The organism is Acidobacteriaceae bacterium, assembly GCA_035944135.1.
Taxonomy (GTDB): Bacteria; Acidobacteriota; Terriglobia; order Terriglobales; family Acidobacteriaceae; genus Granulicella.
In genome coordinates this window covers 417,511-439,701 of the sequence record DASZBM010000001.1, presented here as the reverse complement: position 1 = coordinate 439,701, position 22,191 = coordinate 417,511, and the positions used below count along the sequence as shown (strand labels likewise).

Here is a 22,191-nt window from a genome sequence, read left to right as displayed (position 1 = left end):
CGTGCAGGTCACGCGATAGAGTCGCGCCTACACGTTACGTTGCGGGAAGTTGCGGTTACTGACGGAAATATAGTTTTCTGCTGCAACGCAACTGCATGAATTGACGTGTGTCCACTCATCCGTATCACAGCGGCAGCACGATCGAAGCCGCGGTGAGTCATACGGGAGAAGACAGTCATGAAAGCTATCTACGTTGTTCTCGCTACTGTTCTCGTTGCACTGCCGGCTGTCGGATCGGCGCAAACCACGAAGTACGAGCGTAACCACATCAATGCACGCAAAGAGAATCAGCAGGACCGCATCGCGCAGGGCGTGAAGAGTGGGCAACTCACTGCCGGCGAGACCGCGAAGCTTGAAAAGCAGGAGACGGGAATCAATCGCGAAGAGCGTGGCATGCGGGCCGAGGACAACGGGCACCTGAGCGCGCAGGATCGGCGCACGCTGGCGAAGCAGCAGAACCAGGAGTCGCGCAGAATTTATCGCGACAAGCACAACGCTGCGAAACAGTAGACGGTGGACAGTAGATAGTAAAAGAAGAAGGCCGCCATGATGGCGGCCTTCGTTTGTGTGAGTCTCGGAATTTAGTAGCGGTAGTGCTCGGCCTTGTAAGGACCTTCGACGGGGACGCCGAGGTAGTCGGCCTGCTTCTTCGAGAGCGTGGTGAGTTTCACGCCGATCTTCTCGAGGTGGAGGCGTGCGACCTCTTCGTCGAGCTTCTTGGGCAGGATGTAGACGCCGGGCTTGTAGGTGTCCTTGTTGGCCCAGAGGTCGAGCTGCGCGAGCGTCTGGTTGGAGAAGCTGTTGGACATCACGAAGCTCGGATGGCCGGTGGCGCAGCCGAGGTTGACCAGGCGGCCTTCGGCCAGGATGAAGATCGAGTTGCCGTTGGGGAAGGTGTACTGATCGACCTGCGGCTTGATGTTCAGGCGCTTGGCGTCTGAACCTTCGAGCTCGGCCATCTGGATCTCGTTGTCGAAGTGACCGATGTTGCAGACGATGGCCTGGTCCTTCATCTGGCGCATGTGCTCGAGCGTGATGACGTCGACGTTGCCGGTGGTGGTGACGTAGATGTCGCCGCGGCCGAGGGTCTCTTCGATCGTGGTGACCTCAAAGCCTTCCATCGCGGCCTGCAGGGCGTTGATGGGGTCGATCTCAGTGATCACGACGCGCGCGCCGAGACCGCGGAGCGACTTCGCGGAGCCCTTGCCGACATCGCCATAGCCGCAGACGACCGCGACCTTGCCGGCGATCATCACGTCGGTGGCACGCTTGATGCCGTCGACGAGCGACTCGCGGCAGCCGTAGAGGTTGTCGAACTTGGACTTGGTGACGGAGTCGTTGACGTTGATGGCAGGGACGAGGAGCTTGCCCTGCTCGAGCATCTTGTAGAGGCGGTGAACGCCGGTGGTGGTCTCTTCCGAAACTCCGCGCCAATCCTTCGCTACGCGATGCCAGCGCTGTGCGTCCTCGGCGAGGACGTTCTTGAGAAGCTTCTGGATGACACCCTCTTCGACGGACCCGGCCTTGCCATCGACGAAGCTGCGGTCGCCCTCTTCGAGCTCATAGCCCTTATGGATGAGGAGCGTGACGTCGCCGCCGTCGTCGACGACGAGCTGTGGGCCGGTGCCGTTCTCATGACGCAGCGCCTGGTCGGTGCACCACCAGTACTCTTCGAGGGTCTCACCCTTCCAGGCGAAGACAGGCACACCGGCAGCGGCGATGGCGGCGGCGGCGTGGTCCTGCGTGGAGAAGATGTTGCAGGAGGCCCAGCGGACTGTTGCGCCCAGCGCGGTAAGTGTCTCGATGAGCACGGCAGTCTGGATGGTCATGTGCAGCGAGCCGGTGACGCGCACGCCCTTGAGCGGCTTTGAAGGCGCGTACTTGGCGCGGATGGACATGAGGCCGGGCATCTCCTGCTCGGCGATGGTGATCTCTTTGCGGCCCCAGTCGGCCAGCGAGATATCGGCGACTTTGTATGGAAGGGCGGACTGCTGAACTTCGGTGAGTGTGGCGGTAGCCATTTGGCTTGGTCCTCTCGGTAAGGGTGACCTATTCAGGGTATCAGGATGGGGTCGTTTAGAGACGCAAAGAGCGCAGTGAAAGGGGGGCAAAAGAGGCAGCGAAGAGAGTTTCTGTGCAGTGGAAGAATGAAGCCGCGTGATTATTGTTCCGCATCAAAAGCATTCGTTAGCATTCGTTACGAAAAGCCGGCGGCGGAGCATCGCAAGGGCTCGGTGACAATTCGCGAGGCGCTGAAGGCGTTGGTGGCAAGGACATAGCGATAACGCAGTTAGCTACGCAAGCGTTCTGGTTCGGGCTTCGAGTTGCTGGAGTTCGGACCAGAGCGCGTCGACGCGTTGAGTGAGCTCGATGAGTGTGCCGTCGTTCTCGAGCCTGTAGGTCGGAATTTGGTCAGGGATCGAGGCGCGCTGTGCCTGGAGGCGCCGGCGGGCGTCTTCGCGTAGTTGCGGGAGTTCTGCGGCGCCCGGTGAGGTTCGCTGGATGAAGCGGTCAATCTTGATGTCGTCGGGCGCGGTGACGAGGAGGATGCAGTCGAAGCGGTCACGCCAACCGCGGCCGGGTGCATGTTTCGTAGAGAAGATGAGCGCGGATTCGATGACGACGATAGCGTGCGGCTGGGTTCGGGCGAGCTCGGCAATCTGTTCGGCCTGAGCGGTAATCACGGCAGGGTGGATGATCGCGTTGAGCTCTTCGACGCGCGGGGCGTGAGGGTCGAAGGCGAGCTTCGCGAGTGCGTGACGGTTGAGCGTGCCGTCGTCGTTCAGGACGCTGGTGCCGAAGTGCTCGACGATCTGGTCGAATGCAGCGTGGCCGGGCTGCATCATTGCGCGGCCCATTTCGTCGGAAGAGAGAATGACGGCGCCGTGCTGTGCAAGCATGCGCGCAACGGTGGATTTGCCGCTGCCAAGTTCTCCGGTGAGACCGACGCGCAGCATGAGCTAGTGGCGAGGCGCCGGCAGGTTGCGGCGCAGGCGCGCGGCTTTCGCGGTGTTGGACATCAGCATGGCGATGGTGAGCGCGCCGACCCCACCGGGCACTGGCGTGTAGGCACCGGAGACGGCGAACGCTGCTGGGTCGACGTCGCCGATGACTGTGGAGCCACGTTTCTCAAAGCCTTGTCTGCGGATGATGTGGTCCGGGTGGTCGGGCGGGAAGAAGCGCGAGAACTCGGCTTCTCCCGTGAGGCGGTTGATGCCGACGTCGACGATGGTGGCGCCGGGGCGCACCATGTCGCGATGCACGAAGCCTGCGCGGCCAATGGCGGCGACGAGGATGTCGGCCTCGCGCGTGATCTTGGGCAGGTCGCGTGTGCGCGAGTGGCAGACGGTAACGGTCGCGGAGGCGTTGATGAGCATCGAGGCGATGGGCTTGCCCACGATGTTCGAGCGGCCGACGACGACTGCATCGGCGCCGGCGATCGGAATGTTGCTGCGCTTGAGGATCTCCATGATGCCCGCGGGCGTGCAGGGAGCGAGCACGGTGTCCATGGCCGCGCCGCTGAGCAGACGGCCGGCGTTGATGGGGTGGAAGCCATCGACATCCTTGCGCGGATCGACGGCCTCGAGCAGGAGGCTGGTGTCGACATGATCAGGTAGTGGAAGCTGGATGAGAATGCCATCGACATCGTCGCGCGAATTCAGCGAGTGCACGATCGCGAGCAACTCTTCAGTGGTGATGCTGGCGGGCGGAGTGTGCATCTCGGAGCGGATGCCGAGCTCGCCGCAGGTCTTGATCTTGCTGCGGACGTAAATTTGCGAAGCGGCGTTGTCACCGACGAGAACGACGGCGAGGCCTGGAGTGTAGCCGGAGCGGCGGGCGAGTTCTACGTCGCGAGCGACCTCGGACTTGATCTCGGCGGCGATGGCGATGCCATCCAGAACACGGGCGGCAGAGAGAGCAGACTGCATACAGGAAGGATACGCGAGCAAGTTTGATGCCACTCAAAGAATGCGTGAAACCCGCTAGTAACGCGGTGTTTTCGATGGTTCGCCTACAACTCGGGCGTGCGATTTTCGCTCTAAGTCTCTATTGGCTGTCGGGCCGCTGTACCCCTAGGGATTCTAGGTAGCTCGAAGGGAGTGGCGCAGTGAGTGATTTCGACCGTTACGACGATCGTTTAACCGCGGAGAAGTTTACCCCGTCGGATTTGATGGGACTCCGCAGTGAGCTTTTGCAGAACGGCCTGGACTCTTTCCAGGCAGCAGAGATTGTGACCAGCTTTCTGAGCGGGCGCGGCTATGGCATCTCCTCGCAGGAGGCGCGTCATGTCGCCACGACGATCGAGGGTATGGGGTGCAAGCCGGAACACATTCAGAAAGAACTGGAGCGCGTGGCGAGGGTGATGTAATACTGCGCGCCGGGATGACGCATTGCGTGCGTCCTGTGCTGTCGGCGCGCGCGGACGCATCGCTCTATTGTGTGAGCTGGCCTTCAGGATCGTCGGTGGGCGATTCGATCTCGGCTTCAAATCCTTCCAGCATGCGCTTGAAAAAGGCCTCCTGATCGAGGTCTTTGCGCGCGAGCGACTCGGCGTGCACGATGTGCCGCGCCAGATCGGCGAGCACGATTCCCCATGCAAACGGGTCTTCCCACACGCCGGAGCGCAGGCTGACGTGCTGGCCCTGTTCGGCAATCCAGACGCGCAGAAGCTCGAAGGAAGCTGCGTCACGCTTTGCAACCGGAGGTGGCTCGAGATTCTTGGCAGATGGCATGGCTGAAAGTCCTGGCTCCATCATAGTTGCGAACGCCAGAGAGGGATGGCAGAGAAAAAAGGAGGCCCAGGAGCTACTGTCCTGGGCCTTGGTAGCAGCAGCGTTCTTGCGGGGGGACTACGCTGCAATTCTGTCGCCGATCTGATCCCGCCAGGGATCGATGACGATCTTCGTAACCTGATCTTTCTTGTCGCGCCAGATCTTGTACATGTCGGGGACTTCCTCGATGCCGACGCGGTGGGAGATCAGGAAGCTTGGGTCAATCTTGCCGTCCTCGATGTACTTGAGGAGCGGCTTCAAATATTTGTGCATGTGGGTCTGGCCCATGTTCATGTGAATACCCTTGCCGAACGCCGCGCCGAAGTTCATCTTGTCGAGCGCGCCGCCGTAGACGCCGGGTATGGAGAGCGTGCCGCCTTTTCGAATGGCCTGGAAGGCCTGGCGGAGGACGAAGGGGCGGTCTGTCTCGAGCATGACAGCCTGCTTCACCTTGTCGTACATGCCGATGAGTGTGTGGGAGTGAGCCTCCATGCCGACCGCATCGATGCAGGAGTCAGGACCGATGCCGCCGGTGAGATCGCGAAGCGCTTCGACGACGACAACGTCGTTGTCGGTGTAGTCGATGGTGATGGCGCCGCAGTATTCGCGTGCTAGTTTCAGGCGCTCGGGGAAGCGATCGATGGCAATGACCTGCGCCGCGCCGAGCATGTAGGCGCTGGCAATGGCGAACAGGCCAACGGGACCGCAGCCCCAGACAGCGACGGTATCGCCCGGCTGGATATTCGCGTTCTCCGCGCCCATGTAGCCGGTGGGATAGATGTCGGAGAGGAAGAGCACCTTTTCGTCGGGAAGGTCGTTCTCGATCTTGATCGGGCCCACGTTTGCGAACGGAACGCGTACGTACTGCGCCTGGCCTCCGGCGTAGCCGCCATACATATGCGAGTAGCCGAACAGCGCCGAGCCGGAGTAGCCGTACATGGTTTCAGCGATTTGGGCATTAGGGTTGGTGTTGTCGCACAGGCTCCAGAGCTGGCGCTTGCAGAAGAAGCAACTGCCGCAGGAGATGGTGAAGGGAACGACGACACGGTCGCCCCGCTTGAGGTTTTTGACCTCGGGGCCAACCTCTTCGACGATGCCCATGAACTCGTGGCCGAGAACGTCGCCGGCCTCCATGGTCGGGATATAGCCGTCGTACAGGTGGAGATCGGAGCCGCAGATCGCAGTGCGGGTGACACGAAGAATCGCGTCGTGCGGATTGACGATCTCAGGGTCGGGGACCTGGTGGACCTTGATGTCGCCCGTTCCCATCCAGCAGACTGCTTTCATTGGCTCTCCCTTGCTGCTCGGCTAAAACTGCGCGTGGTTGATCCTCTCAGTGGACCTTCGTTCCCGGTGGCGTGGGGTTGTTTTCGCCGTACAGATGCTCCTTGAGGCTTCCGATGAAACCGCGAGGACCGTGCGGATTGCGATCAACGGTGGGTATCTCGCCGGCTTCGGCTAGCTGTTTGAAGTGGCGAAGGTCTTCGATGACGATCTGGCGTGGCGAGCGCTTCGCGACTGCGGCTGCCGCCATGCCGAGGCTTCCGCCGGGAATGTTGGCGGATTCCTGCAGGACCACGACCGTGCCGCGGTCACCCATTGCCGGACGGAAGAGGACCTCGCCGGCTTCTTTGACGGAGGAGTCGATGGAACGCCAGGAGATCTTCTCGCCAGGGATTTCTTCGACAATCTCGGTGTCATATTCAAGACGGCGGCCGTTCGGCTCTTCAGGATTTCCGAGGACCCAGTGAGTCAGCTTTGCACTCTTCGGCTCAGCGGAGACGACATATTCCATCCAGCGTGGAGCAAGCGCGACATTCTTCCAGAGCTCGTACAGGGTCTGTGCATCGACCCCGATGGTCTGCACGGTGTGGGCTCGCATCCTGTGCTCGTGAGTGTCCTGCGCGAGTGGCGAAAAAATCGCTCCACGGCCTTCGGCTGCCGGAAATTCAGGCAGTGCGGAATCGAGACGGCTGACATGCTCCGGCATCCAGAGACCCCCATCGCAGCGCCGACGTTACGGCGCGTTCATGTCTACGACGGCAGGTCGCATGAGGGCGATGCCTCTCCAGTTCAGACTGGTAGGAGATGCTGGAAGTATCTTGCATGGGATGAAACGAGAAAGACGGATTCAGCGGGGAGCCAGGGCACTCTCGATCGCATGATTGACGTCGGCGAGAGCGAACTCGGCCGCGACGCGGATGCCGTTCATGATGGCGCGCTCGTTGGAACTGCCATGGCCGACGATGCAAACGCCACGCACGCCCAGCAGCGGGGCTCCGCCGTATTCGGAGTAATCGATGCGCTTCTTGAAGTTGTGAAAGGCCTTGCGACTGAGAAGAGCGCCCATCTGCGCCGTGACCGTGGCCTTGAGGCTCTCTCGAAGTGAGGTCGTTACCAACTTGGCAACGCCTTCGCTGGTTTTAAGCGCGACATTGCCGACGAAGCCGTCGCAGACAACAACGTCGGCGCGGCCGTTGTAGAGGTCGCGACCTTCGACATTGCCGATGAAGTTCAGGCCGAGCTCGCGGAGCAGCGGAAGGGTATCGCGGGTGAGATTGTTGCCCTTGGTCTCCTCTTCGCCGATGGAAAGCAGGCCGAGGCGCGGATTGGAGATATGCAGGACGTCCTTGGCATACATGTGGCCCATCACAGCGAACTGCCGCAGGTTGTTGGCATCGCAGTCGACGTTTGCGCCCACATCGAGAAGCACGCAGGGAGCGCCTGCGGTGGTGGGCAGCACAGTTGCCAGCGCCGGGCGGTCGACGCCCTGAAGAGAGCCGAGCACCATTTTGGCGGTCGCCATCGCGGCGCCCGTGTTGCCGGCGGTTACGAATCCGCCGGCACGTCCTTCGCGGACCATCTTGAGGCCGACGCGCATGGAGCTGTCGCGCTTGGAGCGGACGGCGAGTGCGGCTTTGTCCTCCATGCTGATCCACTCGCTGGCCTGGACAAGGAAAACCGCCGGCCGGTGCTTGCGCTTGCGGCCGTTCTGGTTGACCAGAGCTTCAAGGGCTTCGAGTGGATTGGGAAGAGGGCCGCCACTCTGGTCGCCATCCTCTTTGAGGGCCGCGCGCAGTTTCGGGCGCAGAACATCCTCTGGGCCAACCAAGTGGACGCGGACGTCCAGATGGCGGGCAGCCAGTATCGCCCCGCGGATCTCAGGGTCGGGGGCCTTGTCGGACCCCATGGCATCGAGAACGATGTCGATTGGCATGCGCTCGGAGCTTCTTTAGAGAGCCTGGCTGGAACCTTAACTGCGGAGTGTAAAGGAGATGTGAGCCACTGCCATTGCCTCGGGAGATGCTATCTCGATGGACTTACTCGGCGTTCTTGGCTGCTACGACTGCCCGGCCCTTGTACTCGCCGCACTTGGCGCAGACCGTGTGAGGCCGCTTGGGCTCGCCACAGTTCGGGCAGGTGGAGACACCGGTCGGGGTTAGGAAGTCGTGACTGCGGCGCTTGGCGGTGCGCTGCTTGCTGTGGCGCCGTTTCGGATTAGGCATGGAAAACCTCTCAAACTGAACAGCCGCAGCGGGTTAGCGCCGACGGCGAAACTTAGTGTTGCAAATTCTCTGGGCGGCCTAGGCTCCGAAGAACTGGCGCTCAGGCCTTATTGCTGAAGGTGAGCCCGTTGAAGGCACTCCAGCGCGGGTCTGTCTGCTCTTCAACGCAGCCGCACTCGGCCGTGTTGCGATTGGCGCCACACTTCGGGCAAAGCCCTTTGCACTCCTGCTGGCAGAGCGCACGGGAGGGCAGGTTCAAAAGCACCTGCTCGCGCACGGCGTCCTCCAGCAGAAGGCCGCTCTTTTCATAATAACCGATTTCGGTCTCATCTTCGGTGATCGCGTGCTCGCCGGCCTCGGTTTCCACGCTCGCAGGCCGGTAAATGAGGTCGAAATCGCCTGAAAGCGGCATCTGGACGGGCTCGAGGCAACGGGCGCAGGGCAGCTCGAACCTGCCTTCGAAGTGCGCGCGGAGCCGGATGTCCTCGACAAACTCCCGCGGGCCGCGGTGCTCGACGATAAGCTCGGCCTTGCCGGTGAGGGAGAGCGGGCCGATCTGGCGGACGCCGGGCGCGTAGTCGACTGCGCCCTCCGGAAGGCTCTCGTTGAGTGGAAGGGATTCGTCAGCGAGTTGAAGAGGCGTGATCAGCATGGGCCTGCCTCTATTTTCTCACGGAGAGCAGGGCTGCTTCGCTTCAAAGCCCGGCGAGATACCCGCCCAGCGTCGTAGATGGGATGGCGAGCAGGATTCCGCCGAGCAGATACCAGTGCGGCTGCGCGTTCCAGGAGTACGCAGACACAATGACGCACAGTACGAATCCGACAATGCCCAGGATGAAGGCGTGCAGGGCAGGCCTTTGCGGTGCGATGCGGCCGGTAATGTAGCCCGAGATCGCGTTGATCACCTGGACATAGATCAGTACAACAATGGCGGCGGTGCCGGCCACGTGGCCCTCGGGAGTAAAGGCGCCGGGATGAGCCCGGGCGAAGATCCAGTCAGCCGCCACGACGAGGAGAGGCTCTGCAATGAAGCCGGCGAGCAGTGCGAGAATGCTGCGACCCATGCGATTGGTCGTCCTTGCGATGAGATTGTGGGAGGCCGTGGAGTTGTGGGGCAGTGTAGCAGGGTCGGCTAGCGCGCGAAGAGACGAATTCCGGCGACTCCGGCCGCGCCAGCCGCGAGAATTGCTGCGGTATTGGCGGTTGTAACCCCGCCCAGCGCGAGCACCGGAATGTCATGAGCCAGTGTGCAGACGTGACGAAGGACGTCGACGCCGACCCCTGCGGCGATAAGCTCGCCGTCGATGCGTTTCTCGACGACCGGCCCGAAAAGTACGTAATCGGGGCGGCTGCCGCGCGCGCGGAGAATGTCGTCCGCCGTGTGGCAGGAGATGCCGACGACTGGTGCGGGAAGGCCGGCATGTATAAAGAGCTCGCGCACCTGTTCCGGTGCGAGTTCATCGGGCCGCGAGGTGAGGTGGACGCCACGTGCACGAACGGCGATCGCAACATCTGCGCGTGCGTTGATCATCAGCTTCGTTGACGAATTCATATCGCGAAGTGTGCGGAGCGCGGCATCGGCGAGTGCGAACAGCGCACCGCTGTCGAGCTGCTTTTCGCGAAGCTGTATGAAATCGATGCCATCGGCGGCCCAACGCCGCACACGATTCTGCAGCGCTTCAATCTGTGCGGAGTTCACGAAACTGGATGCAGTGCCGTCCGTGATCGCGCATCGAAGCATCCTTTAGTGTAGCGTTCGTACGGCAGCGCTGGCCCTTTTGCGTGAGAGGGCTATGATAGACAGCGGCAGAGCCGGAACTTGCACCCTCAGGTGGTGCGCCGGTGAGTTTCCTCCTAGGAGAGCGCAACGACGTTATGGCCAATCCGTACGACCTCATCGTCATTGGCTCCGGACCGGCAGGTCAGCGTGCCGCAATTTACGGCGCCAAGCTGAACAAGAGAGTTGCGCTGATTGAAGCGCGCGAGGTGGTCGGTGGCGTGTGCATCAACACGGGCACGATTCCGTCGAAGACGATGCGCGAAGCCGTGCTGCATCTCTCGGGCTACAACTACAAGTCGATCTATGGCATGAACTATCGCGTGAAGGAGCGGATCACGATGGCCGATCTCGCCTTCCGCGTGCAGCACGTGATCAAGACAGAAGTCGATGTCACCGATGCGCAGCTCTCGCGCAATAACGTCGAGGTGCTGACCGGCGTTGCAAGCTTCGAAGACCCCACACACGTGAAGGTGACGAACACGCGCGGCCAGACAGTCTACGAGGGCCAGAACGTCATCATTGCGACGGGAACAAAGCCGGCGAGCTCGCCCAAAGTTCCGATCAACGGCACGACGATTGTGAATTCGGACCAGGTGCTGAACCTCGCGAACCTGCCGAAGACGATGATTATTGTCGGCGGCGGCGTCATCGGCGTGGAGTACTGCTGCATGTTCGCTGCGCTCGGCGTAAGAGTGACGTTAATCGAGCGCCGTCCACGGCTGCTCGAGTTTGCTGATCAGGAGATTGTGGAAGCGCTAAGCTACCACCTGCGCGACGCTCGCGTGACAATGCGACTGAATGAAGAGGTCGAGTCCGTTGAAGAGAGCGAAGGCTCTGTCGTCGCGAACCTCGAGTCGAAGAAGAAGCTTCAAGGGGACGCGCTGCTCTACGCGGTTGGCCGCCAAGGCAACGTCGACGAGCTGAACCTTTCGGCGGCGGGCATTGAGGCAGACGCGCGCGGACGCATTCCAGTGGACAAGGACTTCCGCACCAAGCAGCCGATCGTGTTTGCGGTCGGCGACGTGATTGGATTTCCGTCGCTCGCGTCAGTCTCCATGGAGCAGGGAAGGATTGCCGCGGCGCGCGCATTCGGCGACCAGACGATCGTTTCAAACCCAAGCTTTTACCCCTACGGCATCTACACAATTCCTGAGATCAGCTTCATCGGCAAGACGGAAGAGCAGCTGACAGAAGAGGATGTGCCGTATGAAGTCGGCGTGGCGTACTATCGCGAGATTGCACGCGGACAGATTCGCGGCGATACGACAGGCCGTCTGAAGCTGATCTTTCATCGCGGGAACCACTCGATTTTAGGTGTTCACATCATCGGCGAAGGTGCAAGCGAGCTCCTGCACATTGGACAGGCAGTGATGGCGCTGGGCGGCAGGCTGGAATACTTCGTCGACACGGTCTTCAACTACCCGACGTTGGCGGAGTGCTATAAGGTTGCTGCGTTCAACGGCTTGAACCGCGTCTCCAAGCTGGATTAGCGGAGTTCTGAGGCAGAAGGAGCCGGAGGCGATTGACTACGGTTCCTGCAACAAGCTAGTTTCACTTGTTTTAGGCGATGTTGGTTTTCTCGAGCGCACACCAGGGCCAAAAGCCCGGAGGAGCCGGAGGATGGCAGAACGCGACAGGGCGGGCAAGGTAACCGGCGCCGCAAACAGCGAGCCTGTAGAAGCGATTGGCGTGAATGTGGCCGAGCGTCTCTACGCCGGGTTAGCCATCGATCACAAGGTTCAGGGCGATCTGTTGTCGTATCCGCCAGGCCCGATTCCACAGGATTCCGACGAGGATGATTCGCTTGTAGAGCTCCCGACGGAATCGCTCGTCGAAGGCATTTGCGATCTGGCGTTGAAGGCCGCAAAAGGACACGAATCGAGGATCAAGGCTGTCGGCGTCGCGCTCCCGGGAATGATTCGCAATGGCGTGGTGGAAGAGGCGCCGAATCTGCCGCAGCTCAAGGGAGCACGCATCCAGGAATTGGTTGCTTCCGGGCTTGAGTCGCGCGGACTGAAAGCCCCCGTTACCATTCTCAATGATGCGGACGCTGTGGCGGCAGGTCTCGCTTCGCGGCATGGCAAGCTGGAGCAGCAGGTGCGCGTCTGGACCATCGGCACAGGCATCGGCTATGGGTGCTATCCGTTCATGGAAGGCGTGTGGGAGGGTGGACACACCGTCGTCACTCTCGACGACAAGGAGAACTACTGCGGTTGCGGAGGGCGCGGCCACCTGGAGGGCATCATGGGCCACCGCGCGATGCGTCTGCGGTTCCTGGATATGGAGCCCGAAGAGGTTTTCGAGGCGGCCAACCGCAGGAGCAATGCGCGCTGCGTGGAGTTCAAGCACCTGTGGCACAAGGCGCTGGCAGCAGGAACTGCGACCGTCATTCATCAGGCTGGCGCGAAGAAGTTCTACATCACCGGGTATAACGTTCGCTTCCTCGATCTGAATATGCTGAAGGATTATCTGCACCAGATGGTCAAGATGAGTCCGCTGCAGAGCTATTCGGTGGAGATCGTCGATGACGATCAGACGACGCGCGTGGTGGGTGCGGCGGTTGCGGCAGAGCAGGCCGTGGATCGTTGCTGACGCCCGTTGTTGATTCGCTCGCTCATGAGTGAGCGAACTCAATGCTGGCAGTGCGGGCAATAAACCGTCGTGCGTCCGCCGACAGTGATCTTCTTGAGCGGTATGGAGCAGACAGTGCAATCCTGGCCGGCGCGGCCATAAACTTTGTGTTCGAGCTGGAAGAACCCGCGCACCCCGTCAGCGTCCACGTAATCTGAGACCGATGAGCCTCCGAGTTGAATCGCATGCGCCAGCACCTGCTGCAATGCGGCGTGCAGCCGCGTGAGCTCGTCGCGGGTCAGGCGTCCTGCAGCGCGGCGAGGACGTATGCCGGCGCGGAACAGGCTCTCGTCTGCATAAATGTTGCCCACGCCATGCAGGATTGACTGATTCAGCAGAGCCGCCTTGATGGCCAGCTTGCGCGCGCGAAAGAGCTGCGCGAATTCCTCCGCGGAGATGGTGGTCGGTTCCTTTCCGGGGCCGCTGTAACCTTCAGGCTCCTGGCGTGTGATTGGAACCACAGAGAGCCGGCCGAAACGCCGCGGGTCGACGAAGCGGATCTCGCGCTTGTCAGCCAGCGTGAGGATGGCGTGTGTGTGCGGCGGCAGCGGGACCTCAGGCTGCGACACCAGCAGGCGGCCGGTCATGCCGAGATGGACAAGGAACTGCGGCGCTGGCTTCTTCGCACGGGTAAGGTCAAAGACGATCGACTTGCCGACGCGGCGCACGCGTTCGATGGTTGCGCCCGTAAGCGCCTGGGCGATCTCCTCCTCCGGCGACTTGAACGTCTGCGGCTTGCCGCTGGTCCACACACGCACGATGCGCTGTCCGCGGACTCGCGCGTTCACGCCATTGGCGACGGTTTCGACTTCGGGGAGTTCAGGCACGGATATTCGATGCTCGAAGTGATTGATTGGCCGCGCGGCGATAGAAGACATAGCCGATGACGTTGGCTGCGATGATCGTGCCCAAAATTTTCGTGGCGAAACCCAATCCACTCGCGACCTGTACGAAAGGGTAGGCGTTCAGGATGAAAATGAGTATCGAGGTCAGCGCGCCCAGACCGCACCACGCAATTGCCCAACCGGGCAACTGACGGCGAAGGTTATGCGGCCCGAAGAAGCCAATCGCAAACATCGCTATGTAGGCGAGCACGTAGAAGTCCGTCGAAGCATTGTTCAGCACATCGAACGCCTCTGCCGCGCGAACCCCAAGCGAGCCGAAGACCAGCATGGCTGCCACGATCGCGGTCGTGAAGTAGATGGAGTTTGCCGGCGTTTGGAAGCGCGGATGCAGCCGCGTGAACCAGCGCGGTGCGAGGTGGTCCCATCCTGCCGTCATTGGAAGGCGCGTCACTCCGGTGAAGAGATAACTGGAGGCGCCGAGGATTCGAATCTGCAGCAGCAGAATCGAGAACCGGGCCAGCAGCGTAGCAGCATTGCTGCCCGCAAACGCGAGACGAAGTGTCTGCGGGATCGGCGCCACGAAGTTGATCGCGACACTTGGATTCGCATTGTGAAAGGCAAGCACCGAGCCGGTGCCGAGCATAAACATCGCAAAGACGATTGGCGTCGCGATCACGACGCTGCGTCCGATGTCGCGTGCAGGTGAGTGCGTCTCGCCCGCAAGTATGGCGATGTACTCGAGTCCCGAGGATGCGAAGAGGATCTGGCCGATCAATGCAAGCGACTCTTTGTCAGAGTGCGGCAGCGCGAAGGTGAACGGTGCGAAGTGCACCGGGTGCCCATGCAGGAGCGCCCAGAACGGCGCGAAAATCAGCAGCGCGAAAGCCAGGATCATCGACGCGCCGCTGACGTTGTGAATCCATTTGCCCAGCGAGAGTCCGCGAACGGCAGTCCACGCGAGCAAGGCGACGATGACGCCAAGCAGCGAGTACACAAACGTATGGCTCTCCGGCAGCGAGGCCGCCGACGGCCCGATCATGTAGGACATCTCGCTCGGAATCTGAAACAGGATTGTGGCGATGCTGGAGAGCGCGTACAGCCAGATGTTCCACGCGGTCATGAATCCGAGCGCGTCACCGAAGGCGCGGCGCGCCCACACGTACAGGCCGCCTTCTAGCGGCATCGACCGATTCAGATAGAAGACCGCGACCGCCATCGGCAGATAAAAGCTGACCAGCGCGAGCAGCCAGACGAGCGTCTGCGCGCGGCCGAGACCTGCAGCGAGCCCAACCCATGAACTCCCGACAACGGTGAGAACCTGCGCCAGAACGAGATCACGAAGCCGTAGTTGCCGCCGGAGATGATGCTCCTGCGGCGGCTCGTCCGCGGCGTGCGTCTCCAGTTCTGCTTCGCTCATCCGAGCATCGTCGCACAAAATCGTCGATGTTCAGGCAGAGAAAGGATGAGCCTTCGTTGTGTGGATGCAATAATTTCACGCATGCTGACTTCATCGAAAGGTTCCCCTGTGGCGCTCAACCGCCGCACGTTGCTCTCTGTTTGCGCTGCGGCCGGCCTTGGCCAAACACTTTTTCCCGGAGCACTGCTGGCGCTCGCGTCGACACCACAGGCTGCCGGAGCCTCAGGATCGCGGCCGCCGCAGTCGGGCAACGAAGATCTGCGCGGTTGGCCGGCCATCACTCCGGCGATGATCGACGCTGCCGCCGTGATTGCTGCGGTCCACATCACTGATGAGCAAAAGCAGATGATGCTGGACGGTCTTCTATCGCAGCGGAACAGTGCGCTGCGCGTCCGCGAACTTCATCTCGCGAATGGTGTCGCGCCAGTCGCGATGACGAATCCCGTGCCCGCGGGCACAAATCCTCCGCCGGTTGAGCAGCCGCAACCGCTGCGGCTCGGACCGGCCCCGAACATCGCGAAGATCGTTGCCGAGGCGAAGAGCGCACGCGAAGACGCGGATATTGCAAGCGAGGCGTGGGCCTTTGCAACCGTGCGCGAGCTTGGTGTCGCGCTGCGCCAGCGTAAGGTGACGTCAGTCGAGCTCACGAAGATGTACCTCGCGCGCCTGCGTCGTTACGACCCACTGCTGAAGTTCGTGATCACCTACACCGACGAGCGTGCGCTGAAGCAGGCGGCGCAGGCGGATCGCGAACTCGCCAGTGGTCACGATCGAGGCCCGCTGCACGGAATTCCGTGGGGCGCGAAGGATCTCCTGGCCGTGAAAGGTTACCCGACCACATGGGGCGCTGCCGGTTTTGAGCATCAGCAGTTCGACTACGATGCTGAAGTTGTGAAGCGTCTGGATGAAGCCGGGGCGGTGCTGGTCGCCAAGATGACTCTGGGCGCGCTCGCGCAAGGCGATCTCTGGTTTGGCGCCCGCACGCGGAACCCATGGAATCCGCATCAAGGTTCAAGCGGAAGTTCCGCAGGCTCAGCAAGCGCCGTGGCGGCCGGTTGCCTCGGCTTTGCGATTGGAACCGAGACACTCGGCTCGATCTCTTCACCATCAACGCGCTGCGGCGCGACGGGCTTGCGACCGAGCTTTGGCCGCGTGCCGCGAACGGGGGCGATGGCGCTCTCGTGGTCGATGGATAAAATCGGGCCGATTACGCGCTCAGCAGAGGACTGCGCGATGGTGTTGCACGCGATCTCCGGCCCTGACGGCCAGGACCTCAGCGTGCACGCCGGAGCCTTCAATGCCGACCTGACGATCGACGTGCGCAAGCTTCGCGTGGGCTATATCAAGTCTGCGTTTGACACACCTGTGCTGCAACCACTCCCGAAGGATGAGATTGCAACTCTGTCGGACGAGGAACGCTCGAAGCGCGAGAACGAACACAAAGCCCAGTTTGAGCGGCGGCTGTATGACGCAAAGTATGACGCGGCGACTCTCGACAGACTGCGCGCAATGGGCTTAACGCTCACTCCCTGTGAACTGCCGGACTTCCACTTCTCCGCACTGCTGAGCATCCTCAGCTCAGAGGCCGCAGCGGCATTCGACGAACTTACGCTCTCCGGTCGCGATGCTTTGCTCACCGGACAAAAGCCCTTCGATTGGCCGAATCAGTTCCGCACAGCGCGTTTCACTCCGGCGGTCGATTACATCCAGGCGCAGCGCGCACGCACGCTGGCCATCGCGCAGATGCATGACCTGTTCACAAAATTCGACGTCATCGTCGCTCCAAGCGGTGGAACTCAGCTCACCGCAACAAACCTCTGCGGACAGCCCGCCGTGATCGTTCCGAACGGAATCCGGGGCGATGACGCTCCGCCTCCGGCCAGCACCGAAGAGGGAGCGATGAACAACGTTGGCGGCCCCGGGACGCCGGTTTCGATCACCTTCCTTGCGCCTCTGTATGAGGAGGCGAAGGCCTGTGCGCTCGCAAATGCTTACCAGCAGAAGGCTGGCTTCATGGCGCTTCGGCCGAAGCTTGTGTAATCGTCAGCAAGAGGGATTGTGCTGCTGCGTCTCATTACGGGTCTGCTGTGCGCCGCCGCGTTTGCTGCGAGCGGCCAGCAGGTCATGTCCGCGCACACGTTGGTTGATGCCATCGAGCAGCACGACTCGTCGGGCACAAGTATCGAGCCCGCGAGCACGCCTGTCCCGATGTGGATGGGCAAGCACGCTGGATGGAGTTTGATGCTGCACGCGAACGCGTTTGCAGCCGACACGCAGCAGCAAGCGCAGTCGCCTCGCAACCGCGACACATTCTTTTCGACCAACTGGATCATGCCGATGACGCAGCATGCGCTTGGCAGTCGCGGCCGGATCACCCTGCGCACCATGCTCTCGCTGGAGCCTGCGACGGTGCACAATCGAAACTACCCGGAGCTGTTTCAGCAGGGAGAGACCGCGTTCGGCTCGCCCATCATCGACGGTCAGCATCCGCACAACTTCTTCATGGAGCTGGCCGCGCTCTACGATCTGAAGCTCTCGTCGAACACACTCTTCTCGTTTTACGCGGCGCCCGTAGGGGATCCCGCAATTGGCCCGACGGCGTACCCGCACCGGCTGTCGGCCAGCGAAGATCCGATTGCCGCGCTCGGTCATCATCAGGAGGACTCGACTCACATTGCCTACAGTGTCCTGACCGGCGGTCTCACATATCGTTGGGTGCGTTTGGAACTGTCTGGCTTTCATGGCGCCGAGCCCGCCGAAGCGCGCTGGCACTTCGCGCCGTCGCCGAACGGTCATGCCATCGATTCAGTCTCGTCTCGCGTGACGATTTCGCCTGCGTCAGACTGGACCGGACAGTATTCCATTGCGCACATTGTGTCTCCTGAGGCTCTTTACCCGCATGAGGACCAGCAACGCCAAACCGCGAGCGTGATGTATCACCACACCTTTCGTTCTCAACCGGCGTCCCCGATGAAAATGAATGGCATGGCCAACATGCCTGGCATGGATATGGTCGGCAGCACCAAAGCACAAACCAAGGCTGCCACTTCAACTATGCCGATGCAGATGGCGCCTGAGCCGAAAACCGATCTGTCCACTACTCTGCTGTGGGGCCGTACACGATCCCTCGCAGACAACAGCAAAGAAAACAGCTATCTCCTCGAGGCTCTGCTGCGCTTTGCGCATCGCAACTACGTCTGGACGCGCATGGAGAATGCAGGCCGTTCGAATGAATTGCTGCTCACGCCAGGTGCTCCCTTGCCAAACAATTTTGTGGAGTCGCCGCTCGGGCACGTGGCCGCGTTCACGTTCGGATACGACCACAATTTCGCAGTCGGGCAGCACCTTCTCGTCGCGCCCGGTGCACAAGTGACGGCATATCGTGCGCCTGCTGCGCTGCGTTCCGCCTATGGTGATCGGCCGACAGCGGGACAGTTCTTCATCCGCTTTCGCGTTCGCTGAATCAGGCTCCCTTGGCCAGTTCCGCTTTCACCATGTCGCTCAGGACCCTGCCGTCAACGCGAATTCCACTGGCCAGGCTTCGCTGCTGCGCAACCTTCATCACCGCGCCCATGTCCTTTGGCCCCGGCCGCGTGCCGCCATTGTCCTTCGTGATCTGATCGATGGCTCCAAAGACCACCTCGCGGATCTGATCCTCACCGGCCGCTTTCGGAAGGTAGCCTTCAATCAGCACAATCTCGGCCTCTTCTTTCGCCGCAAGCTCAGGCCGCCCTCCCTTCGTGAACTGCTCCACGGACTCGCGCCGCTGTTTCAGCAGCGTCGTCAGAATGCTCTGCTCTTCCGCCGCGGTCAGAGGCTCGCGCTTGTCGATCTCCTTGGCCCTCAATGCGGACTTCACCATGCGCAACGCGGTCAGCTTGTGCTCTTCGCGAGCTTTCATCGCGGTGATGATGTCTTTATTCACGCGCTCTGCGATCTCTGGCATCTCGTCTCCTTCATCCCAATTCTCCAGCTTATCAATGTGCGGGTATTTCTGGTCTCTATAAAATAAAAGCATGATTCGTAAGACGCGCCTCTTTACGCCGGGTCCCACACCTCTTCTCCCCGCCGCGCAGTTCGCGATGGCTGCGGCCGACATCCATCACCGCACGCCGGAGTTCCGCGCGCTCTTCCAACGCGTTCTCTCGCAGCTCAAGGAATTCGTCGGCACAAAAAACGACGTCATCATTCTCTCCAGCTCCGGCACCGGCGCCATGGAGGCATCGGTCTCGAATCTCACCTCGCCCGGTGACCGCGTGCTCGTGCTCACCGCCGGCAAGTTCGGCGAGCGCTGGTCCGCTCTCGCAAAGGCCTTCGGTTGCGAGGTCGATATTGTCAGCGCTCCCTACGGCCAGACCTTCACGGTCGAGGCAGTGAAAGCCGCGCTGAAGCTGGAGACACGCGCCGTCTTCATGCAGGCCAACGAGACCTCGACCGGAGTTCGCCATGACGTCGAGGGCGTCGCCAAGCTGCTCAAACAGCAGAAGAGCGAGGCCCTGCTGATCGTGGACGCCATCACCGGCCTCGGCACCTCGACGTTGGATATGGATCACTGGGGCGTCGACGTCCTGATCGGCGGCTCCCAAAAAGCGGTCATGATTCCGCCGGGCCTCAGCTACCTCGCAGTCAGCCAGCGTGCGTGGGACCGCATGGAATCCACCTACAATCCGCGCTACTACTTCGACCTCCGCAAAGAGCGCAAGAATGCGAAGACCGGCGAGAGCGCCTACACACCTGCGGTGGCATTGATCGCTGCCCTGGGCGCTGCCCTCGATTGGATTGCCGCGCAGGCCGACGGCAATCTTGAGAAGGGCCGCGAGAAGCTCGTCGCCAACGCTGAAGTGATCGCCGAGATGACGCGCGCCGCGCTCGCAGCGCTGGGGTTCAAGCTGTTCAACGCTGTCAGCCCCGGAGCCGCCGCAACCGCAGTCTACGCGCCCGAAGGCGTTGACTCCGGTGTCATCGTCAAGGAGCTGAAGTCGCGCTTCGCCGCCATCATCACCAACGGTCAGGGCGAGATGAAGGGCCAGATCTTCCGCATCGCGCACCTGGGCTTCTTCGATTATCTCGACACCATCGCGCTCATCGGTGCGCTGGAGCAGGTGGTCGTCAAGAGCCTTCCCCAGCTCGGCGCCAAGTTCGGCGACGGACTCATCGCCGCACAGAAGGTCTTCGCCGAGCGGGCGAAGTAGTTTTCAACAGAAGCAAGAAAAGGCGGCAGCTCAGGCTGCCGCCTTTTGTGTCCTCTTTTCCTCGCTCTCCACACTGGGACTCGAACTTAACAACACTTGGCATGCCCAACTTTGGTCATCCCACTTTTAGACTTACAGTTGCTACCTTCCTCTGGAGCTCCTCGAAATCCATGGCCGCCCAACCCATTCCCATGTCCTTGAACGACGGTCTGCCCGCATCCGTGCAGACTGAGGTCACGGTTCTGGGAGCGATGCTGCTCGACGCCGTCGCGATCGTCGACGCCACCGAAAAACTCCGTCCCGAAGACTTCCTGCTCGATTCGCACCAGCGCATCTACCGCTCCATTCTCGAGCTGCAGGCCGTTGGCCACGCGGTCGACACCATCACTGTGATGGAGGCGCTGAGCAAGCGCAAGGAGCTCGACGCAGTCGGCGGCCCCGCATACCTCGCCTTCCTTACCGAGGGCATCCCGCGCCACCCCAACATCGAATCCTACGTCCGCATCATCAAGGACAAGAGCCTGCTGCGGCAGCTCCTCGGCATCTTCAACGAGGGCATGGCCGCCGCAGCGGATCAGGCTGAGGACGCGACGACCGTCCTCAACAACGTCGAAGCCAAGCTCGCCGATGTCGCCGATTCTGCCATTCAGCGCGGCCTCTCGAACATCCCTGAGATCGTCGCGAACAGCTTTGGGTCGATCGACGCGCTCTACGAGCAAGGCCGCGAGATCACCGGTCTTGCCACCCACTACATCGAGTTCGACAAGATGACCTCGGGCCTGCAGAGCGGCGAACTCATCATCATCGCCGCACGTCCTTCGATGGGCAAGACGGCATGGGCGATCAACATCGCGCAGAACTGCGCCGTAAAGGACGCCAAAGTTGTTGCTGTCTTCTCGCTCGAAATGTCGAAGGAGTCTTTGCTGCGACGCATGCTCGCCAGCGAGGCGATGGTCGGCTCGCGCAAGCTCCAGACCGGCTTCATCCCGCGCGAAGACCGCGGCAAGCTCATCTCCGCACTCGACCGCCTGATGGGCTCGAAGATGTATATCGACGACACGCCCGGCATCACCCTTGCAGAGATGCGCGCCAAAGCGCGCCGCCTCCAGCAGCAGGAAAACGGTCTCGACCTCATCGTCATTGACTACCTGCAGCTCATGACGGGCTCCGCCGGTTCGTCGCAGAAAAAGTTCGAGAACCGCACGCAGGAGGTCAGCTCCATCTCTCGCGGGCTCAAGGCACTGGCGAAAGAGCTGCGCGTGCCCGTCGTCGCGCTCTCGCAGCTCTCGCGTGGAAGCGAGCAGCGCACCGGCGACAAGAAGCCGCTGCTCTCCGACCTGCGCGAGTCGGGCTCCATCGAGCAGGACGCCGACGTGGTCGCCTTCATTCATCGCGAAGAGTACTACGACCGCGAGAACGAAGACCTGAAAGGCAAAGCCGAGATCATCATCGCGAAGCAGCGTAACGGCCCCACCGGCTCCATTCAAATGGCCTATATCGCCGACTTCACGCGTTTCGAGAACCTCGACACCATGCATGGCGAAACCGGCGGAGACGCATATTGAGCAACGAGTCCGCACCTTCGTACCTCATCGGGCCGGAGGAATGTGAGACCTTTCTCAGCACCTTCGAAGACGGCTCTTTGCCGGCCGACGAGTGGACCCACCAGGCGCACATCGCAATGGCAAGCGTGTATCTCGCACGCTACGGCGACTCCGTATTGCCGCATACCCGCGCCGCCATCCGCAACTATCTCCTCGCGCGCGGAAGGCCCATCGGCGCGTATCACGAGACATTGACAATCTTCTGGCTGGCCATCGTCGCCGAAGCAATGCGAGGACAAACGGGCATCTCGCAACACGAAGCTGTCCAGCGCAACTGCGCGAAATTCGGCACTCAAAGCAAGCTGCACGAACGATACTACGGCTTCGATGTCTTCAACTCACTCGACGCCCACACACGCTGGATGCCGCCCGACCTGCTGCCTCTGACCATCCCGTTTGCGACAGACGTCTAACGACTCCCTCGTCATCACGACGCGCATCTTC

General features: G+C 61.3%; 23 protein-coding genes. 9 read left to right on the top strand and 14 right to left on the bottom strand.

The window, feature by feature from the left end; all coding sequences use genetic code 11:
* Positions 1 to 177 precede the first annotated feature (177 nt).
* On the top strand, positions 178 to 510 hold the full coding sequence (locus tag VGU25_01630; GenBank protein HEV2575885.1) for a hypothetical protein: 333 nt from the start codon (positions 178 to 180) through the stop codon (positions 508 to 510).
* Positions 511 to 581: 71 nt separating this feature from the next.
* Here the strand turns inward: VGU25_01630 and ahcY are convergent, their stop codons facing one another.
* From ahcY to VGU25_01615, 3 genes are all read right to left on the bottom strand, one after another.
* Positions 582 to 2,021, bottom strand: coding sequence for an adenosylhomocysteinase (gene ahcY, locus VGU25_01625; GenBank protein ID HEV2575884.1), 1,440 nt, complete (start codon positions 2,019 to 2,021; stop codon positions 582 to 584).
* Between the two features lie 273 nt (positions 2,022 to 2,294).
* Complete coding sequence (gene coaE, locus VGU25_01620; protein HEV2575883.1) at positions 2,295 to 2,957, bottom strand: dephospho-CoA kinase; 663 nt, start codon at positions 2,955 to 2,957, stop codon at positions 2,295 to 2,297.
* Between the two features lie 3 nt (positions 2,958 to 2,960).
* Complete coding sequence (locus tag VGU25_01615) at positions 2,961 to 3,929, bottom strand: bifunctional 5,10-methylenetetrahydrofolate dehydrogenase/5,10-methenyltetrahydrofolate cyclohydrolase (GenBank protein HEV2575882.1); 969 nt, start codon at positions 3,927 to 3,929, stop codon at positions 2,961 to 2,963.
* A gap of 179 nt (positions 3,930 to 4,108) precedes the next feature.
* Between VGU25_01615 and VGU25_01610 the strand changes: the two genes are divergently transcribed.
* A complete protein-coding gene (locus VGU25_01610; protein HEV2575881.1) occupies positions 4,109 to 4,369 on the top strand; it encodes a hypothetical protein in 261 nt (86 codons plus the stop codon).
* 64 nt (positions 4,370 to 4,433) lie between these two features.
* Here VGU25_01610 and VGU25_01605 read toward each other — a convergent pair whose 3' ends face one another.
* The 8 genes from VGU25_01605 to VGU25_01570 form a co-directional block, all read right to left on the bottom strand.
* Positions 4,434 to 4,733, bottom strand: coding sequence for a DUF5076 domain-containing protein (locus VGU25_01605; GenBank protein ID HEV2575880.1), 300 nt, complete (start codon positions 4,731 to 4,733; stop codon positions 4,434 to 4,436).
* 117 nt (positions 4,734 to 4,850) lie between these two features.
* Entirely contained in the window at positions 4,851 to 6,059 is a 1,209-nt protein-coding gene (locus VGU25_01600; GenBank protein ID HEV2575879.1) for a zinc-dependent alcohol dehydrogenase, read from the bottom strand.
* A gap of 46 nt (positions 6,060 to 6,105) precedes the next feature.
* A complete protein-coding gene (locus VGU25_01595) occupies positions 6,106 to 6,762 on the bottom strand; it encodes an SRPBCC family protein (GenBank protein ID HEV2575878.1) in 657 nt (218 codons plus the stop codon).
* 141 nt (positions 6,763 to 6,903) lie between these two features.
* Positions 6,904 to 7,989, bottom strand: coding sequence for a phosphate acyltransferase PlsX (gene plsX / locus VGU25_01590; GenBank protein HEV2575877.1), 1,086 nt, complete (start codon positions 7,987 to 7,989; stop codon positions 6,904 to 6,906).
* A 103-nt stretch (positions 7,990 to 8,092) separates the two neighbouring features.
* A complete protein-coding gene (gene rpmF / locus VGU25_01585) occupies positions 8,093 to 8,278 on the bottom strand; it encodes a 50S ribosomal protein L32 (protein ID HEV2575876.1) in 186 nt (61 codons plus the stop codon).
* A 100-nt stretch (positions 8,279 to 8,378) separates the two neighbouring features.
* Entirely contained in the window at positions 8,379 to 8,930 is a 552-nt protein-coding gene (locus tag VGU25_01580; GenBank protein ID HEV2575875.1) for a DUF177 domain-containing protein, read from the bottom strand.
* Between the two features lie 43 nt (positions 8,931 to 8,973).
* On the bottom strand, positions 8,974 to 9,342 hold the full coding sequence (locus VGU25_01575; protein HEV2575874.1) for a hypothetical protein: 369 nt from the start codon (positions 9,340 to 9,342) through the stop codon (positions 8,974 to 8,976).
* A 68-nt stretch (positions 9,343 to 9,410) separates the two neighbouring features.
* Complete coding sequence (locus tag VGU25_01570; GenBank protein HEV2575873.1) at positions 9,411 to 10,019, bottom strand: thiamine phosphate synthase; 609 nt, start codon at positions 10,017 to 10,019, stop codon at positions 9,411 to 9,413.
* A 134-nt stretch (positions 10,020 to 10,153) separates the two neighbouring features.
* On the opposite strand from VGU25_01570, the gene sthA reads away from it, so the two are divergent.
* Positions 10,154 to 11,548 (top strand): Si-specific NAD(P)(+) transhydrogenase, encoded by a 1,395-nt coding sequence (sthA, locus tag VGU25_01565; protein ID HEV2575872.1) that lies wholly within the window; start codon positions 10,154 to 10,156, stop codon positions 11,546 to 11,548.
* Positions 11,549 to 11,678: 130 nt separating this feature from the next.
* Positions 11,679 to 12,650 (top strand): ROK family protein, encoded by a 972-nt coding sequence (locus VGU25_01560; GenBank protein HEV2575871.1) that lies wholly within the window; start codon positions 11,679 to 11,681, stop codon positions 12,648 to 12,650.
* 38 nt (positions 12,651 to 12,688) lie between these two features.
* On the opposite strand, the gene mutM is transcribed toward VGU25_01560, so the two are convergent.
* Positions 12,689 to 13,516, bottom strand: a complete 828-nt coding sequence (gene mutM / locus VGU25_01555) for a bifunctional DNA-formamidopyrimidine glycosylase/DNA-(apurinic or apyrimidinic site) lyase (GenBank protein ID HEV2575870.1) — start codon at positions 13,514 to 13,516, stop codon at positions 12,689 to 12,691.
* Positions 13,509 to 14,951 (bottom strand): APC family permease, encoded by a 1,443-nt coding sequence (locus tag VGU25_01550; GenBank protein ID HEV2575869.1) that lies wholly within the window; start codon positions 14,949 to 14,951, stop codon positions 13,509 to 13,511. Before VGU25_01550 ends, mutM begins: the two co-directional genes overlap by 8 nt.
* Positions 14,952 to 15,032: 81 nt before the next feature.
* On the opposite strand from VGU25_01550, the gene VGU25_01545 reads away from it, so the two are divergent.
* On the top strand, positions 15,033 to 16,991 hold the full coding sequence (locus VGU25_01545) for an amidase (GenBank protein HEV2575868.1): 1,959 nt from the start codon (positions 15,033 to 15,035) through the stop codon (positions 16,989 to 16,991).
* A gap of 18 nt (positions 16,992 to 17,009) precedes the next feature.
* Complete coding sequence (locus VGU25_01540) at positions 17,010 to 18,413, top strand: hypothetical protein (protein HEV2575867.1); 1,404 nt, start codon at positions 17,010 to 17,012, stop codon at positions 18,411 to 18,413.
* A 1-nt stretch (position 18,414) separates the two neighbouring features.
* Here VGU25_01540 and VGU25_01535 read toward each other — a convergent pair whose 3' ends face one another.
* Entirely contained in the window at positions 18,415 to 18,897 is a 483-nt protein-coding gene (locus VGU25_01535; GenBank protein ID HEV2575866.1) for a GatB/YqeY domain-containing protein, read from the bottom strand.
* A gap of 70 nt (positions 18,898 to 18,967) precedes the next feature.
* On the opposite strand from VGU25_01535, the gene VGU25_01530 reads away from it, so the two are divergent.
* The 3 genes from VGU25_01530 (at position 18,968) to VGU25_01520 (ending at position 22,160) form a co-directional block, all read left to right on the top strand.
* Positions 18,968 to 20,143 carry an alanine--glyoxylate aminotransferase family protein gene (locus VGU25_01530; GenBank protein ID HEV2575865.1) on the top strand — a complete coding sequence of 392 codons (1,176 nt, stop codon included), beginning with the start codon at positions 18,968 to 18,970 and terminating at the stop codon, positions 20,141 to 20,143.
* Between the two features lie 170 nt (positions 20,144 to 20,313).
* Positions 20,314 to 21,708: a replicative DNA helicase gene (gene dnaB / locus VGU25_01525; GenBank protein ID HEV2575864.1), complete on the top strand. Its 1,395-nt coding sequence runs from the start codon at positions 20,314 to 20,316 to the stop codon at positions 21,706 to 21,708.
* Positions 21,705 to 22,160 carry a hypothetical protein gene (locus VGU25_01520; protein HEV2575863.1) on the top strand — a complete coding sequence of 152 codons (456 nt, stop codon included), beginning with the start codon at positions 21,705 to 21,707 and terminating at the stop codon, positions 22,158 to 22,160. Before dnaB ends, VGU25_01520 begins: the two co-directional genes overlap by 4 nt.
* Positions 22,161 to 22,191: the final 31 nt, after the last annotated feature.

Coding starts and splice junctions, on each gene's coding strand:
- VGU25_01630 (HEV2575885.1), top strand. CDS start 178: ATGAAAGCTATCTACGTTGTTCTCGCTACTGTTCTCGTTGCACTGCCG.
- ahcY (HEV2575884.1), bottom strand. CDS start 2,021: ATGGCTACCGCCACACTCACCGAAGTTCAGCAGTCCGCCCTTCCATAC.
- coaE (HEV2575883.1), bottom strand. CDS start 2,957: ATGCTGCGCGTCGGTCTCACCGGAGAACTTGGCAGCGGCAAATCCACC.
- VGU25_01615 (HEV2575882.1), bottom strand. CDS start 3,929: ATGCAGTCTGCTCTCTCTGCCGCCCGTGTTCTGGATGGCATCGCCATC.
- VGU25_01605 (HEV2575880.1), bottom strand. CDS start 4,733: ATGCCATCTGCCAAGAATCTCGAGCCACCTCCGGTTGCAAAGCGTGAC.
- VGU25_01600 (HEV2575879.1), bottom strand. CDS start 6,059: ATGAAAGCAGTCTGCTGGATGGGAACGGGCGACATCAAGGTCCACCAG.
- VGU25_01595 (HEV2575878.1), bottom strand. CDS start 6,762: ATGCCGGAGCATGTCAGCCGTCTCGATTCCGCACTGCCTGAATTTCCG.
- plsX (HEV2575877.1), bottom strand. CDS start 7,989: ATGCCAATCGACATCGTTCTCGATGCCATGGGGTCCGACAAGGCCCCC.
- rpmF (HEV2575876.1), bottom strand. CDS start 8,278: ATGCCTAATCCGAAACGGCGCCACAGCAAGCAGCGCACCGCCAAGCGC.
- VGU25_01580 (HEV2575875.1), bottom strand. CDS start 8,930: ATGCTGATCACGCCTCTTCAACTCGCTGACGAATCCCTTCCACTCAAC.
- VGU25_01575 (HEV2575874.1), bottom strand. CDS start 9,342: ATGGGTCGCAGCATTCTCGCACTGCTCGCCGGCTTCATTGCAGAGCCT.
- VGU25_01570 (HEV2575873.1), bottom strand. CDS start 10,019: ATGCTTCGATGCGCGATCACGGACGGCACTGCATCCAGTTTCGTGAAC.
- sthA (HEV2575872.1), top strand. CDS start 10,154: ATGGCCAATCCGTACGACCTCATCGTCATTGGCTCCGGACCGGCAGGT.
- VGU25_01560 (HEV2575871.1), top strand. CDS start 11,679: ATGGCAGAACGCGACAGGGCGGGCAAGGTAACCGGCGCCGCAAACAGC.
- VGU25_01550 (HEV2575869.1), bottom strand. CDS start 14,951: ATGAGCGAAGCAGAACTGGAGACGCACGCCGCGGACGAGCCGCCGCAG.
- VGU25_01545 (HEV2575868.1), top strand. CDS start 15,033: ATGCTGACTTCATCGAAAGGTTCCCCTGTGGCGCTCAACCGCCGCACG.
- VGU25_01535 (HEV2575866.1), bottom strand. CDS start 18,897: ATGCCAGAGATCGCAGAGCGCGTGAATAAAGACATCATCACCGCGATG.
- VGU25_01530 (HEV2575865.1), top strand. CDS start 18,968: ATGATTCGTAAGACGCGCCTCTTTACGCCGGGTCCCACACCTCTTCTC.
- dnaB (HEV2575864.1), top strand. CDS start 20,314: ATGGCCGCCCAACCCATTCCCATGTCCTTGAACGACGGTCTGCCCGCA.